This is a genomic window from Galbitalea sp. SE-J8, assembly GCF_030345695.1.
Lineage (GTDB): Bacteria > Actinomycetota > Actinomycetes > Actinomycetales > Microbacteriaceae > JAUASV01.
Genome location: NZ_JAUASV010000006.1, coordinates 94,454 through 109,244, shown reverse-complemented (window position 1 = coordinate 109,244; position 14,791 = coordinate 94,454). Strand labels below are relative to the sequence as shown.

At 73.2% G+C, this 14,791-nt stretch carries 11 protein-coding genes; 3 read left to right on the top strand and 8 right to left on the bottom strand.

Annotated elements, in window-relative coordinates; genetic code table 11:
• Positions 1-90: 90 nt before the first annotated feature.
• Positions 91-2,184: a DEAD/DEAH box helicase gene (locus tag QT381_RS06325; RefSeq protein WP_289247953.1), complete on the top strand. Its 2,094-nt coding sequence runs from the start codon at positions 91-93 to the stop codon at positions 2,182-2,184.
• Positions 2,185-2,432: 248 nt separating this feature from the next.
• Here the strand turns inward: QT381_RS06325 and QT381_RS06320 are convergent, their stop codons facing one another.
• From QT381_RS06320 to QT381_RS06310, 3 genes are all read right to left on the bottom strand, one after another.
• Positions 2,433-3,779 (bottom strand): DUF2510 domain-containing protein, encoded by a 1,347-nt coding sequence (locus tag QT381_RS06320; protein WP_289247952.1) that lies wholly within the window; start codon positions 3,777-3,779, stop codon positions 2,433-2,435.
• 119 nt (positions 3,780-3,898) lie between these two features.
• A complete protein-coding gene (locus tag QT381_RS06315; protein ID WP_289247951.1) occupies positions 3,899-5,182 on the bottom strand; it encodes a DUF2510 domain-containing protein in 1,284 nt (427 codons plus the stop codon).
• A gap of 136 nt (positions 5,183-5,318) precedes the next feature.
• A complete protein-coding gene (locus QT381_RS06310) occupies positions 5,319-5,912 on the bottom strand; it encodes a DUF2510 domain-containing protein (RefSeq protein ID WP_289247950.1) in 594 nt (197 codons plus the stop codon).
• A 178-nt stretch (positions 5,913-6,090) separates the two neighbouring features.
• Between QT381_RS06310 and QT381_RS06305 the strand changes: the two genes are divergently transcribed.
• Positions 6,091-7,548: an aspartate ammonia-lyase gene (locus QT381_RS06305; protein ID WP_289247949.1), complete on the top strand. Its 1,458-nt coding sequence runs from the start codon at positions 6,091-6,093 to the stop codon at positions 7,546-7,548.
• 187 nt (positions 7,549-7,735) lie between these two features.
• Here QT381_RS06305 and QT381_RS06300 read toward each other — a convergent pair whose 3' ends face one another.
• Complete coding sequence (locus tag QT381_RS06300; protein WP_289247948.1) at positions 7,736-8,146, bottom strand: hypothetical protein; 411 nt, start codon at positions 8,144-8,146, stop codon at positions 7,736-7,738.
• Positions 8,147-8,218: 72 nt separating this feature from the next.
• Positions 8,219-10,693 carry an ATP-dependent DNA ligase gene (locus QT381_RS06295; protein ID WP_289247947.1) on the bottom strand — a complete coding sequence of 825 codons (2,475 nt, stop codon included), beginning with the start codon at positions 10,691-10,693 and terminating at the stop codon, positions 8,219-8,221.
• A gap of 104 nt (positions 10,694-10,797) precedes the next feature.
• Between QT381_RS06295 and ku the strand changes: the two genes are divergently transcribed.
• Entirely contained in the window at positions 10,798-11,610 is an 813-nt protein-coding gene (ku, locus tag QT381_RS06290) for a non-homologous end joining protein Ku (RefSeq protein ID WP_289247946.1), read from the top strand.
• A 66-nt stretch (positions 11,611-11,676) separates the two neighbouring features.
• On the opposite strand, the gene QT381_RS06285 is transcribed toward ku, so the two are convergent.
• Genes QT381_RS06285 through QT381_RS06275 form a run of 3 tightly spaced genes read right to left on the bottom strand, consistent with a single transcriptional unit; the run spans position 11,677 to position 14,686 of the window.
• Positions 11,677-12,711, bottom strand: coding sequence for a YihY/virulence factor BrkB family protein (locus tag QT381_RS06285; RefSeq protein WP_289247945.1), 1,035 nt, complete (start codon positions 12,709-12,711; stop codon positions 11,677-11,679).
• The gene (locus QT381_RS06280) at positions 12,708-13,196 is read right to left on the bottom strand and encodes a DUF6328 family protein (RefSeq protein ID WP_289247944.1); all 489 of its coding nucleotides are present in this window, start codon (positions 13,194-13,196) and stop codon (positions 12,708-12,710) included. The genes QT381_RS06285 and QT381_RS06280 overlap by 4 nt, the downstream gene beginning before the upstream one ends.
• Complete coding sequence (locus QT381_RS06275) at positions 13,193-14,686, bottom strand: AlkA N-terminal domain-containing protein (RefSeq protein WP_289247943.1); 1,494 nt, start codon at positions 14,684-14,686, stop codon at positions 13,193-13,195. The genes QT381_RS06280 and QT381_RS06275 overlap by 4 nt, the downstream gene beginning before the upstream one ends.
• Between the last annotated feature and the right edge of the window lie 105 nt (positions 14,687-14,791).

Genomic DNA, 14,791 nt, shown 5'->3' with positions numbered 1-14,791 from the left:
TCGGCACACCCGAGTACGCACCCCGGTCGGCGATCGCGCCGACCGAAGAGGAGAGGTATGGCCGACCAGGCCCGACGTGGTTCTCGCCGCATGAGCGGTGCCGGAGCCTCCACGCGCACGAGCGCGCGCCGCCGTCAGCACGACGAGGGCGGGGTCATTCCCGTGCTCGCGCGCACCGCCCGCGAGGTCGAGACCGCCGTGCAGCGCGGTCCGCTCAAGCCCGCGAACCGCGCGCGGTTCCAGGTGGCGACGCTGCTGCTGCGCGAGGAGCGCGCCCGGGTCAAGAACGACGCGTCGCTGACGGATGCGGAGCGCGGCAACGAGCAGAAGCGCCTGGACGGTCTCGCCGGCATCCTCGCGAAGACCGCAGCCCGGGACACGAGCCTCATCTCGATGCTCGCGGACGATGCGCCCGTGACCGCGGCCGCGAGGGCGCTGCGCCGCGACCTGCTGCTCGCCGCGGGTGTCGAGCTGAGTCCCGACGAGCTCGTCATCGCGACCGAGGTCGTGCCGGTCGACAAGAGCGTCGAGAAGCAGGTCGTGCCCGACGCCGTGCGCCGCATGCAGATGGCGAACCCGTTCCTGGCCCCCGACTTCACCGCCTTCCAGGCGCCGGCGCCGGTGAGCGGGCGCCTCGGCAACTGGGAGCTCATCGAGCCGCTGTTCCGCTCCTTCGAGTACGGCGCCGGCGGCGGGGCCGCGACCATGCGGCTGCCCGAGGCCGTCAGCCTCACCACGCCGGGCGGGGTCGAGCTCATGCGCCACCAGGCGCGCTTCGTCGAGGAGGCCCGCAGCGGGCACCGCACCTTCCTGCTCGCCGACGAGCCGGGTCTCGGCAAGACGGCGCAGTCCCTCATCGCGGCATCCGTCACGAACTCGTACCCGCTGCTCGTCGTCGTGCCCAACGTCGTCAAGACGAACTGGGCGCGCGAGGTCGAGAAGTGGACGCCGGGTCGCCGGGCGACGGTCGTGATGGGCGACGGCGAGACGATCGACGCGTACAGCGACGTCGTCATCGTCAACTACGAGATCCTCGACCGGCACGTCGGCTGGCTCAGCCGGTTCGGCTTCAAGGGCATGGTGGTCGACGAGGCGCACTTCATCAAGAACCTGAAGAGCGAGCGCAGCAAGCACGTGCTCGCGCTTAGCCGCGCCATCCGTTCCGCGCAGCCGCGGGCGCTGTTCATCGCGCTCACCGGCACGCCGCTCATCAACGACATCGACGACTTCCGCGCGATCTGGCAGTTCCTCGGCTGGATCGACGACAAGAAGCCGCTGCCCGCGCTCATGACGAGGCTCGAGGAGACCGAGCTCGTGCCGACGGATCCCGGCTTCTTCGCCGCGGCCCGCGCGGCCGTCGTCGAGATGGGAATCGTGCGCCGCAAGAAGGAGGATGTCGCGGCCGACATCCCGGCGCGCCGCATCGCGGACCTGCCCGTCGAGCTCGACGACGAGCTGGGCCGCAGCGTGCGCGCGGCGGAGCGCGCCCTCACCGCCCGCCTGCTCGAGACGTACAGGCGCGTGCGCGCCCTCAAGCCCGACGCGAGCGTCGACGACCTGGTGCGGGTCGTGGCGCACGCCGAGCTCGAGGAGTCGAAGGGCGCGAAGTCGGGCGACAACGTGTTCACGATGGTGCGCAAGATCGGCCAGGCGAAGGCCGGCCTCGCCGCCGACTACACCATCCAGCTCGCCCGCAGCGTCGGCAAGGTGGTGTTCTTCGCGAAGCACATCGACGTCATGGATGCGGCCGAGGAGGCCTTCGCGCGCGCCGGCGTGCGCAGCGTGTCGATCCGCGGCGAGCAGAGCCCCCGGGCGCGCCAGGAGGCGATCGACGCGTTCACGAACGACCCGGAGGTGCAGGTCGTGGTGGCCTCGCTCACCGCGGCCGGCGTCGGCCTCAACCTGCAGGTCGCCTCCAACGTCGTGCTCGCCGAGCTCAGCTGGACGAGCGCCGAGCAGACGCAGGCGATCGACCGCGTGCACCGCATCGGCCAGGAGACGCCCGTGACGGCGTGGCGCATCATCGCCGCGCACACGATCGACGCGAAGATCGCGGAGCTCATCGACGCGAAGGCGGGGCTCGCGGCGCGCGCCCTCGACGGCTCGGACGACGAGGTCGTGGCGGAGTCGAACGTGCAGCTCGAGGCGCTCATGGCGCTGCTGCGCGACGCCATCCGCGGCTGACCCGGCATCCGTTCGGTCGCGCTCACGCCCCGCGACTTGGGGGGAGCGACGCCGGGCGCGCGCGCTCTAACGTGGGTAGTGCCCGGTCGGGGGACCGGGTGCGGACGACGGCGACCACAGGCTGGGCCGACGCGTCGTGGGGGACGACAGGTCGTAACCCGCAGAAGCCGGTGGACGCCGTCGTCCACCCGTCTCCGCGTCCGGCGCGCGTGCGGCCAGTGCGGGTGCGTCCCGCGGGGCGGCGCGGATCAGAGCGAGAGCGGCGGCGTCACGACGCTGAGCGCGAGCGCCGGCTGCAGCACGATCGCCGCGGCGATGACCGCGATGCCGACCGCCCACAGCACGAGCGGGCCGAGCGCGCGCTTCGACGCCTCGCGCTTCGTCGCCCGCGATCGCGCGATGAAGTAGCCGAGCGGCGTCAGCAGGATCCACGCGGGGGCCGCCGGGTGCTGGAACCCGAGCGTGCGCAGCTCGCGAGCGTCCCGCACGGCCGACCAGATGCCGACGAGCGCGCCGATGGCGACGAGCCCGCCCGCCATGAACGCCGTGTAGTACGCGGCCAGATAGCTGTCCGCTGCGACGGCCGCGCCCGCGATGAGCACGGGCAGCGCCGCGATGAGCCAGGCGGATGCCGTGAGCACGCGCTCCGGCGGCTCGGCCGTGCCCGCGGAGACCTTGGGGATCATGCCGAACGGCCGGTACGGCACCTCGTTGTCCGGCTCGGCGAACGGCCAGGTCGGCGACTCGGACGCGGGGGCCGCCGCCGGCCGCGCGGATGCCGGCTGCGCGGATTCCGGCTGTGCGGATTCCGGCTGGGCCGATCCGGCGGGGAGCGGCGCGGCATCCGTCGTTGCGGTGGCCCTCGCCGGGGTGACGGACAGCGGCGGCGCGGTCTCGGTCGGCGTGACGCTCGCCGCGGTCTGAGCGGCGGTCGCCGGCGGGAGGAACGGGGTGCTCTTCGGAGCCGAGAACGGCACGAAGTTCTCGTAGCCGACCGGCACGAGCTGCTCGGGCGCCGACGGGATCGTCGAGGCCGGCGCGGCCGCGACGGCCGCGGGTGTCGCCGCGGGCGCGACGGGGGCGGCTGCGGCCGCGGGTGCCGGCGCCGCCGCCAGGGCCTCGGGCGTCGCGATCGCGGCGCTCTGTCCGATCCACACCGGCGCGGTCGCCGCGCGGCGTCCCGATGCGGCGGGCACGGAGGCGGCGGGCACCGCGGACACGGGTGCGACCGGCGCCTCGCCGGAAGCGACCGCGTCGGCGCCCGCATCGACGGTCGCCGAGGGCATCGCGAACGGCGCCTGGGAGTGGGGCTCGAACGAGGTCTGGGCGGCGCGGGCCATCCGTTCGCGCAGTTCGCGCCGGGTCGGGAACTGCTGCGGATCCGAGGTCGCGGGAAGGGCGAAGAGCGGGCGCTCGGGCGCGGCCGGGCGGTGCACGGTCGGCGGGGGAGCGGAGGCGTAGCCGGGCGCCGCGGGGGCGGAGCTCACGACATCCGCCGTCCAGCGATCGCCCGTCCACCAGCGCTGCTGGGGCAGCCCCTGGGGATCGGGGTACCACCCGGCCGGAGGGGTCGGGATGCTCCGCGGATCGGACACGGGTAGCGCCGCTTTCGTCGTCGGGTGCTGGAAAGTTCGATCAGGCGACCGGAGCGCCCGGGATCATACTAAACCTCGACCCCGACGCGCGGGAAGAGCGCGCGCGGAGGCGATCGCGGTCAGAGCGTGAACTTGCCCCAGTCGATGACCTGCCAGCCGATCCAGCCGTTCGAGCGGGTGAGCGCGACGACCACCTTGTACGTGGCGCCGCCGGGCGTCACGGACGTGCACTCGATCTCCTCGCCGATGAGCACCGGCGGGGTGGGCGGGCACTCGAGCGTGAGCTGCGCGCCGGCGACGGATGCCGCGGTCGACTCGACCGACTGCTCGATCTGGTCGGCGAACACCGCCGGCGCCGCGGCGATGAGCTGACCGGGGACGGCGACCACGGACACGAGCTGGAGCACCGCGAGCCCGAGCCAGACGAGCGCCGGGCCGACACCGTGGCCGGACTCGCGCAGCGTGGCCCGCGCGCGGAGCAGCAGGTAGACGAACGGCGTCAGGAACGCCCAGGCCCAGTGCGCGGGACGCTCGAAGCCGGCCTGCAGGAGCAGGCGACGGTCGACGAACGCGAGGGCCGGCCCCGCCAGGTAGGCGAGCACGAACACGCCGTCGTAGACGACGACGTTGATGCCCTCGCCGAGGGCGTTGATGAGCAGCACCCCGACGAGCAGCTGCAGCACGGGCAACGCGGCGAGCACCCAGCCGGGGATCGTGTTGACGCTCTTCGCGGCGGCGACGGTCGTGCCGGCCGCCTCGAACAGGTCGCTCGAGACGATCGGGGTGCGCGCCCGCGAGCGCGGGGCGACGGGAGCACCGAACAGCGCCTGCAGCGAGTCGGCGTTGGCCGCGAACGTCGACGCGGGCGCGGCCGGCGTCGACTGGTCGAACAGCGTCGAGAACGAGCTGTTGGTCTCCGCGGCGGCCGGTGCCGGCGTCGACACGGGCTGCATGAACGGGTTCGCGACCGGCTCGGCGGGAGCGGATGCCGCGGCGCTCGCGGCCGAGGCGGCACGGCGCGTGTCCGTGCCGCGAGTCTCCCACCACTTCGCCGACTCGGCGTAGGGGTTCGCCGGCTCGTTGGACGCGGCGGGCGCCGTCGGCGCGGCGGCAAACGGGTCGGCCGGATCCGCGTCGCCGAATGGCGACTCGAGCTGGCGCAGCGACTCGGCGGTCGCGGCGGCGTCATCCGTCAGGGTGGCGGCACCGGCGCTGTCGGTGGCCGGCGCGGCCTCGGGCTCGTCGTCGGCCCAGGCGAACTTCGTGTCCTGGACGACCATCGGCTGGCGGGCGGCCGCGGTCTGCTCCGTCCAGGCGTGGTTGTTCCACCAGCGCAGCTGCGGCAGGCCGAGCGGATCCGGATACCAGCCGGCCGGCGCACCGAAAAGGTCGTCCTGCGACACGTGATCTCCCCCTGGGCTCGCACGGAATGCTCAGAGCCTTCTGGCGATCATATCGAGCGTCGCGATCCGCGGAAACCTGCGGATCGCCGCGCGTCCGCCCCCCGTTCACGTCACACGGTGCGCCCGCGCGCGGCGCTCAGGCGAACGGGAAGCGCTGGTCGCGTCGCGGTCCCGGCAGGCCGTCGAGCGATCCGGGCGCCGCCTGCTCGGGGATCACGCGGGTCGAGGCGGCCGGCGGCGGCGCACCGAACAGCGCCTCGAACGACACGGATGGCGCGGCCGGCGCGGTGGGACGCCCCGCGGTCGCGGCGGGGTGCGGCGCCGGCGGCGGGAACAGCGGCGCCGCGGGCGGATCGATCTCCCGACACGGCGGGGCGACGTGCGCACCGCCCTGGGCGATGGGCGGCTCGATCTCGAGCCGGGGCGCGGCGACGTGCGCGCCGCCGGTCGGCGCGGGAGCGGACGGCGCCTCGATCTCGAGCCTCGGGTCGGCGACGTGCGCGCCGCGGTGCGGCTGCGGCGTCGACGGTGCGGCCGCCGACGCGGACCGGTTGACGACGTTGATGACGATGACGTCGGGCTCGGGCTCGGCGTAGGCGACGGTCGTGGGCGCTCCGGGCGGCTGGGGCGCGTTGACCTGCTCGGTCCAGCCCGATCCGTTCCACCAGCGCTGCTGCGGCAGACCGAGGGGGTCCGGGTACCAGCCGGGCGCGACGACGTTCTCCGACATGCGCAGCCCCCATTCGACGATCGTTGCCCGGCTCAGCGGTCGTTGGATACGCACGAGCCTAGCGATACGCAGCTTTTCTGCGCACACCGAGTTCGAGGGGCGTCCCGCGCCGGGAATCCGGCGGAAACCGGCGCCCGACGGAGCGCATCGCCGGGCGCCGGAGCGTAACGTGCGAGGCGTGACGTCCACCGCCGAGCGCACCCGCCTGGAGACCGATTCGATCGGGGAGCTCGCGATCCCCGCCGACGCGTACTGGGGCGTGCACACGGCCCGTGCGCTCGAGAACTTCCCCATCACCCGGCGGGCGATCGCGAACTATCCGGACCTCATCCGTGCGCTCGCCTTCGTGAAGCTCGCCGCCGCGCGCGCGAACGCCGAGCTCGGCACGATCTCGGCCGAGAAGGCGGAGATCATCGAGCGGGTGTGCCGCGAGATCGTCGACGGCGCCTGGCACGACCAGTTCGTGGTCGGCGTGATCCAGGGCGGCGCCGGCACGAGCACGAACATGAACACGAACGAGGTCATCGCGAACCGCGGCCTCGAACTGCTCGGCCACGGCCGCGGGGAGTACGCGCACCTGCATCCGATCGACGACGTCAACCGCAGCCAGTCGACGAACGACGTGTACCCGACGGCGATCAAGCTCGCCATGGTGTTCGGGCTGCAGCGGCTGCTCGCCGAGCACCGCGAGCTCGAGCGGGCGTTCCTCGCGAAGGGCGACGAGTTCGCGCGCGTGCTCAAGATCGGGCGCACGCAGCTGCAGGATGCCGTGCCGATGACGCTCGGACAGGAGTTCCGCGGGTTCGCGCACACCATCGCCGAGGACCACGACCGGCTCGGCGAGGTCATCCCGTGGCTCAACGAGATCAACCTCGGCGCGACCGCGATCGGCACGGGCATCACCGCGGACGCGCGATACGCGGATGCCGTGCGCCGCCACCTCGTCGAGGTCACCGGCATCGAGATGGAGACCGCGCCCGACCTCATCGAGGCCACGAGCGACGCGGGCATCTTCATGACCGCGTCGGGCACGCTCAAGCGCGCGGCCGTGAAGCTGTCGAAGATCTGCAACGACCTGCGGCTGCTCTCGTCCGGGCCCCAGGCGGGGCTCGGGGAGATCAACCTGCCGGCGCGGCAGGCGGGGTCGTCGATCATGCCCGGCAAGGTCAACCCGGTGATCCCCGAGGTGGTGAACCAGGTCGCGTTCAGCGTCATCGGAGCGGATGCCACGGTCACCGCGGCCGCGGAGGCGGGCCAGCTGCAGCTCAACGCGTTCGAGCCCGTGATCGCGCACTCGATCCTGCAGTCGATCGCGTGGCTGACGAACGCCGAGCGCACGCTCCGGGTGAACTGCATCGACGGCATCACCGCGAACGAGTCGCGGCTCGCGGCGCAGGTCGAGATGTCGGTCGGCGTCGTCACCGCGCTCACGCCGTACATCGGCTACGCGGCCTCGGCGACGCTCGCGCACGAGGCGCTGCTCACGCACGCGTCGATCGCCGACCTCGTCGTGCAGTCCGGGCTCATGCGCCGAGAGGACGTCGAGCGCGTGCTCGCCCCGGAGCGCCTCACGGCGCCGATCACGTCGGCCATCACCCTGCCCCCGATGCCGGGTGCGCTGCCCTCGACGGAGTAGTCGCCCGAGACCACCCCGACGTCCGCTGGTCGAGGAGCGCGCGACGGGGTCCCGACGTCCGCTGGTCGAGGAGCGCGCGACGGGGTCCCGACGTCCGCTGGTCGAGGAGCGCGCGACGGAGTCGCTCGCGTCTCGAGACCACCCCGACGTCCGGTGAGACCACTCGCGGTCTCGTCGACCGGCCGTGCTACGGCGTGACGCTCTTCGGCTTGCCGGTCACGGTGGAGACGGCGCCGTGCGCGGCATCCGTCACCTTCGCGGCGGCGTCCTTCGCGATGATCGTGGTGCGTCCGGCGACGTCCTTCGCCACGACCGTGCCGCGACCGGCCGCCGTGGCGACGGCCTCGGCGGCCTTCTGCGCGCCGTCGGTGACCTTCGCCGGCAGGTCGCGCGCGATCGCCTCCGCGCGCTCCTTCACGATCGGCGCCTGCGTGCGGGCGTAGCTCTCGACGTCCGCGCGGGCCTTCGCCACGCGCGGGTCGTCCCAGACGCCGCGGGCGACCGCGACGAGGCGGTCGAACTGCTCACGCCCGGCGCGCGTGCCGAGCAGGTATCCGGCACCGAGGCCGATTCCGAGGAGGACGAGTTTGCGAGCCATCGCCCAAGCGTAGGGCCCCCGCGCGGTGAGCGCGCCGGTTCGGCGGACGCTCCCCAGCTTCCGCCCCGGTGTTCAGCTCTTGACGCGCACCTCCGCGGGTGCCTTGTCGATGCGCCAGCCGCGCCAGCGCGGCTGCCGCAGCCGCCCACCCGAGGTCCACTCGGCGAACTCGACCTCGCCGACGAGCTCGGGGCGGACCCAGTGCGCGTCGCGCGCGTCGGCCGACGGCACGCCGTCGAGTGGGCTGGTCGCCCGCGACATCCGTTCGAAGCGCGCGAGCATCTCGTCGAGGTCGCGCTCGCGGAAGCCGGTGCCCACCCGTCCGACGTAACGGATGCCGTCGCCTTCCGGCACGCCGACGAGCAACGACCCGATCCGACCCGCCCGCGACCCGTTGCCGGGCCGCCAGCCCGCGACGACGACCTCCTGGGTGCGGTTGTGCTTGATCTTGATCCAGTCGCGGCTGCGCCGGCCCGCGGCATAGGCGCCCGAGCGCCGTTTCGCGACCAACCCCTCGAGGCCGAGGCCGCGGCTCGAGGTGACCGCGGCGTCGAGAGCGCCGTCGAACACCGGCGGCACCTGCACGGCGCCCGTCGAGCGCACGGTCTGCTCGAGAATGCGGCGCCGCTCCCGCCACGGCCGCTGCCCGAGCGGCTCGCCGTCGCGCTCCAGGATGTCGAAGACGAGGTACTGCACGGCCACCTCCCGGCGCGCGCGCTCCACGTCCGCCGCTCGGGTCAGGCCCGCGCGCTGCTGCAGTCGGCCGAAATCCGGACGGCCCGAGCGGTCGAGCGCGACGATCTCGCCGTCGAGCACGACGTCGACGGTCACGGCCCGCAGCAGATCGGAGAGCTCCGGGAACGTCGCGGTCAGGTCGAGGTCGTTGCGGCTCATCACCCGGATCGCGCCCCGCGACACCTCGGCGATCGCGCGGAAGCCGTCCCACTTCATCTCGAACGCGTAGTCCTCCTCGTGCCGGGCGAGGTCGGACGTCGAGCCGAGGGTCGCGAGCTGCGGCTTCGGCAGCGCGCGGGTGCTGCGCGGGCGCGCCGGAGGCGGGGCGGCATCCGTTCGCGCGTCGGGAGGCGGCTGATCCTTCATCAGGTGGATGAGCCAGTTCTTGGCGTCGGCGTCGCCGCGGCCGGTGTGGATGAGGGCGAGGCGCACGCCGCGCAGGCGGTCGCCGTCCAGCGTCACGATGACCTCCTTGCCCTCGCGCCACTTCTCGAGCCGGTAGCTGCCGGCGTCCCAGATGTCGACGTGCCCTGCGCCGTACTCGCCGCCGGGGATGTCGCCCGCGAATCCGCCGTACTCGAGCGGGTGGTCCTCGGTGTGCACGGCGAGGTGGTTCTTCCCGGTCTCGGTCGGCACGCCCTTCGGCAGCGCCCAGCTCACGAGCACGCCGTCGCGCTCGAGCCGGAAGTCCCAGTGCAGGCGGCGCGCGTGGTGCTCCTGGATGACGAAGCTGTTCCCGTCGCCGGGCGTCGGCGCCCCGGCCGGCACCGGCTCGGGAGTCTTCGCGGCGTCGCGCATCGAGCGGTAGGTCGCGAGGCGGTCGCGATCGCCCTCGGCCGCGCGCTCCGCGCCGTGCTCCGCCGCGTGCGTGTCGCCGTGCGTGTCGCCGTGCGCGTCGCCGTGCGCGTCGCCGTGCCGAAGGGGGTCGAGCACGTCGCCCCTCGCCTCGACCCGTTCAAGCACCTCGGCGAAACCGAGCTGGCGCAGGCTCTTCGACGCGAGCTCGCGCCAGGTGCGCGGCGCGGCCACGGTGGGATGCGACCGGCCGCGCAGCGAGTACGGCGCGATCGTCGTCTTGTTGCCGTTGTTCTGGCTCCAGTCGACGAGCACCTTGCCGTCGCGCAGCGTCTTCTTCATGTCGCTCACGACCTCGTCGGGGTGGTCGGCCTCGAGGGCGCGGGCCAGCTCGTGGGCGACCGCGGTGACCTGCTTCGAGCTCTGCCGGCCGTCGAGGCGCGCGTACAGGTGGATGCCCTTGCTTCCGCTCGTGACCGGCAGGGGCGCGAGCCCCATGCCCTCGAGCAGCGCCCTCGCCCAGCGGGCGACCTCGGCGACCTCGGTCAGGCTCACCCCCGGACCCGGGTCGAGGTCGATGACGAACCGGTCGGGGTTCTTGGGCTCGCCGTCCCGTCCGAATCGCCACTGCGGCACGTGGATCTCGAGCGCCGCGATCTGGGCGAGCCAGACGAGCGTCGCCCGGTTGTTCACGAGCGGGTAGTCGTTCGCCGAGCTGGTGTGACGGATGACGCGGTGCGTCACGAAGTCGGGCGTCGACGACGGGTCGAGGTTCTTCTGGAAGAACACCTCGCCGGGCGCGTCATCCGTTCCTACGCCGTTGACCCAGCGCTTGCGCGTGGCCGGGCGGTCGCGCGCGTGGGGGATGAGCACGGGCGCGATCCGCGCGTAGTAGTCGAGCACCTCGCCCTTCGTGGTGCCCGTCTCCGGGTAGATGACCTTGTCGAGGTTCGTGATCTTGAGCCGGTGGGCGCCGACCGTCACCCACTGTTCGCTGCTCTTCCCGCCACGGGCCATGACGACATCCTGGCCCGTGGCGGGCGCGGCGCCGAGGACCGCGGGCGATGGGAAGGTGCCGGTCAGGACTGGTGCGCGCCGCATCCGACCGCTTCACTGGTGCCATGAGGGCCATCTGGAGCGGCGCCGTGACGTTCGGACTCGTCAACGTGCCGGTGAAGCTGTACTCCGCGACGGAGAGTCACGACGTCGCGCTGCACCAGGTGCACGACAGGGACGGCGGGCGCATCCGCTATCAGCGGGTCTGCGAGATCGACGGCGAGGTGGTGCCGTTCGCGAACATCGACAAGGCCTACGAGGAGGGCGGCAGGACGGTCGTGCTCACCGAGGACGACTTCGCGTCGCTGCCGAGCGAGAAGAGCCGGGAGATCGAGGTCGTGGAGTTCGTGCCGAGCGAGCAGGTCGACCCGCTGATGTTCGAGAAGAGTTACTACCTGCAGCCCGACTCGAAGAGCGCGAAGGCGTACGCGCTGCTCCGCGAGACGCTGGAGAAGACGGAGCGCACGGCGATCGTGCAGTTCTCGCTGCGGCAGAAGTCCCGGCTCGGCGCGCTGCGCGTGCGCGACGACGTGCTCGTGCTGCAGGGGCTGCTCTGGGAGGACGAGGTGCGCACCGCCGACTTCGCGGTCGACTCGGGCGTGCGCGTGACGGCCAAGGAGCTCGAGATGTCGATGGCGCTCGTGAAGAGCTACGAGAGCGATTTCGACCCGGGGCGGTTCACCGACGAGTACCAGGAGGAGCTGCGCACGCTCGTCGAGGCGAAGCTCGAGCAGGGTGACGCGATCGACACGGATGCGACGTTCGGCCGAGCTGCGGACGCGGACGACGGCGGCGGCGAGGTGCTCGACCTCATGGAGGCGCTGCGCCGGAGCGTGGAGAAGAGCCGCGGCGCGTCGAAGCGCCGTGGAGCCTCCTGACCCCGTGTGAGGACGTTCTGCGCGTGTGAGGACGGTCCGCGGCGTCCTCACACGCGCAGAACGTCCTCACACGGGGTCGGAGGGGGGCGCGGGATCGGGGTGCGTCGCGTGCTCGCGGAGGGCGCGGCCCTCGCGCTCGTCCCACGCGCGCTGCCGAGCGATCATCAGGTTGCGGCGGGTGTCGCGCAGCGGCAGCTGGATCGCCGTCTCGGCGGGTATGCCGGCGGTGAGCTGACGGATGCGGACGATCTCGGCATCCGCCTCCGCGCCGAGCACGAGCACGTAGTTCGTGATGTACAGCCAGAGCAGCGCGATGACCGCCCCGCCGACCCAGCCGTACACGCGGTTGTAGCTGTCGACCGTGACGACGTAGACGCCGAAGCCGACCGTCGCGAGACCCCACACCACGATCGCGAACAGAGCTCCCCACGACACCCAGCGCAGCCGCAGGTGCTTCACGTTCGGCGTCGCGTAGTACAGCACGCCGACGAGCGTGAACGCGAGAGCGACGAGCACCGGCCACTTGCCGATGAGCCACAGCCAGATCCACGGCTGCGGGATGCCCGCGGCCCCGCCGATCGCACGTGCCACCGACGGGGTGCCGAGCAGGATGACCACGATGACCGTCCCGCCGATGACGAGCAGCACGGCGACGAGCATCATCCGCGCCCGGAACCACCAGAACGGGCGGCCCTCCTCGACCTCGTACACCGAGTTCATCGCGCGGCCGAACGCCGTCGCATAGCTCGACACGGTCCAGATGCCGCCGAGCAGCCCGATGCCGAGCGCGACACCCGGGTTCGGGATGGTGAGGAACGACTCGATCGGCGACCGCGCCGCCTCGACGCTCGTCGGCGGCAGCACGTCGGAGAGCACGTCGAGGATGCGGTCGACGCCCGCCGCGCTGCCCCCGCTCGCGATCGCGAACCCCGACACGACGACGAGCGCGCCGGGGAACAGGGCGAGCGCCGCGAAGAACGTGAGCGCCGCGGCGGCGTCGAGACCGCGGTGCCGCACGAACCCGTGCACCGTGCGGCGTGCGGCGTAGCGCCAGGCGTCCCCCGCGAGCCCCTTCGTGCTCGGGATGCGGCCGAGGCTCACCGGCGCGGCCGCGGTCGCACGAGGGCCGGGAACAGCAGCCAGACGATCAGGGTGAGCGCGAGCACGCCGGCCGCGATGCCGATCGCGGCAGGCAGCGACCACACGACGTCGAAGATGAGCAGCACAGTGCCCGTGAGCACGGCCGCGACACCCGCGAGCGTCGCCTTCACGAACAGGTTCGTGAGCCGCACGATCTGCGCCTTCGCGCCCCGGCGGAACAGCTGCCGGTGCAGGCTCACCGGCGCGAGCCCGAGCGCCGTCGTGATGCCCGCGACGACCACGAGCACGAGGTAGATGTCGACCTGCACGGCGCTCAGGTCGGTGAAGCGCTGCTGGAACGGCAGCGTCAGCAGGAAGCCGGTGAGGATCTGCGTGCCCGTCTGCGTGACGCGCAGCTCCTGCAGCATCTCGTTCCAGTTGCGGTCGAGGCGCTCGTCCTCGGTCTCGCCCTCGTCCTGGAGGGAGCTGGGGGCGTCATCCGTCACGGCACCAGAGTAGGGGCGCGCCAGACGTGCATGCCCGCGTAGCTGCGCCACGGCGCCCAGCGCTCACCGATCTCCGAGAGTCGGCGCGGGTCGGCGGGCAGGCCGAGTCGTTCGGCGTTCGCGCGCAGCACGAGATCGCCCGCGAGCAGCACGTCGGGGGAGCCGAGCACGCGCATCGCGACGTACCCGGCCGTCCACGGCCCGATGCCCGGCTGCGCCTCGAGGTCGGCACGCAGCTCGTCGTGCGAGCGCGCGACGTCGAGACGGAGCGTGCCGTCGGCGGCGCGCCCGGCGACGGCGAGGATCGCGGCGACGCGCCGGGCGGGTCCGCGCAGCACGGCGGGACCGCGCTCGGCGAGCTCGGCGGCCGTCGGCAGCACGCGCGGATCGCCGGACGCCTCGCGCGCGACGCGGCCCGAGACGGTGTTGGCCGCGGCGATCGAGATCTGCTGGCCGAGCATCGTGCGCAGCAGCGTCTCGAACGGGTCGACGCTCCCGGGCAGCCGCATGCCCGGTCGCGCGGCGACGAGCGGCGCGAGCACGGGGTCGGCGCCGAGTACCGCATCGATGGCCGCGGAGTCCGCGTCGAGGTCGAACAGCCGACGGATGCGGGACACGAGCGGGGCGAGATCCGCGAGCGACGGCAGCGCGGCGCGCACGCGCACGGCATCCGTCTCGAGCGAGATCCGCACCTCGGCGACGCCGCCGGGCAGCCGGAGGGCGCGGGAGAACACGCCGTCCGCGTCGAGGTGCTCGACGCCGGCGGCCGCGTGCGAGCCGAGGTAGGCGAGCACGCCCGCACCGTCGAACGGCGCGCGGGCGGGCAGGCGCAGCGAGACGACGCCGGTCGCATCCGTCGCGCCCGGATCCGCGGCCCCCGCATCCGTCGCGCCCGCGTCCGTCGCGCCCGGCCGCGCGTCACGGCGCGGCGCGCGCGCCCGGATCTGCGTCGGCGTGAGCTCGTACACCGCCCGCATCGTCTCGTTGAACTGCCGCACGCTCGCGAACCCCGCCGCGAACGCGATGTCGGCGACCGTGAGGTCGGACGACACGAGCAGCTCGCGCGCCGTCGACGCGCGATGAGCGCGCGCGAGCGCGAGTGGCCCGGCACCGAGCTCCGCGTGCAGGATGCGCCCGAGCTGGCGCGACGAATAGCCGAGCTGCGCGGCGAGCCCGGGCACGCCCTCGCGCTCGACGACGCCGTCGGCGATGAGCCGCATGGCGCGCGAGGCGACGTCGTCGCGCACGTTCCACTCGGGGGAGCCCGGCACGGCGTCGGGGATGCAGCGCTTGCACGCGCGCAGCCCGGCCTCGTGGGCGGCGGCCGCGGTGCGGAAGAACCGCACGTTGCCGGGCTTCGGCGTCATGGCCGGGCAGCTCGGCCGGCAGTAGATGCCCGTCGAGGTCACGCCCGCGATGAACTGCCCGTCGAAGCGGGCGTCGCGCGACGAGAGGGCGCGGTAGCGCTCGGCGAAGAGGGCGTCAGTCACGCGCTCCACTCTCGCACCGGCCGCCGGCATCCGTTCGCGGTTCTCGGACATTGCCGCCCCGCGGGAGGAGAGCGCGCGCGGATGCCTACGCTGGACGCGTGACCG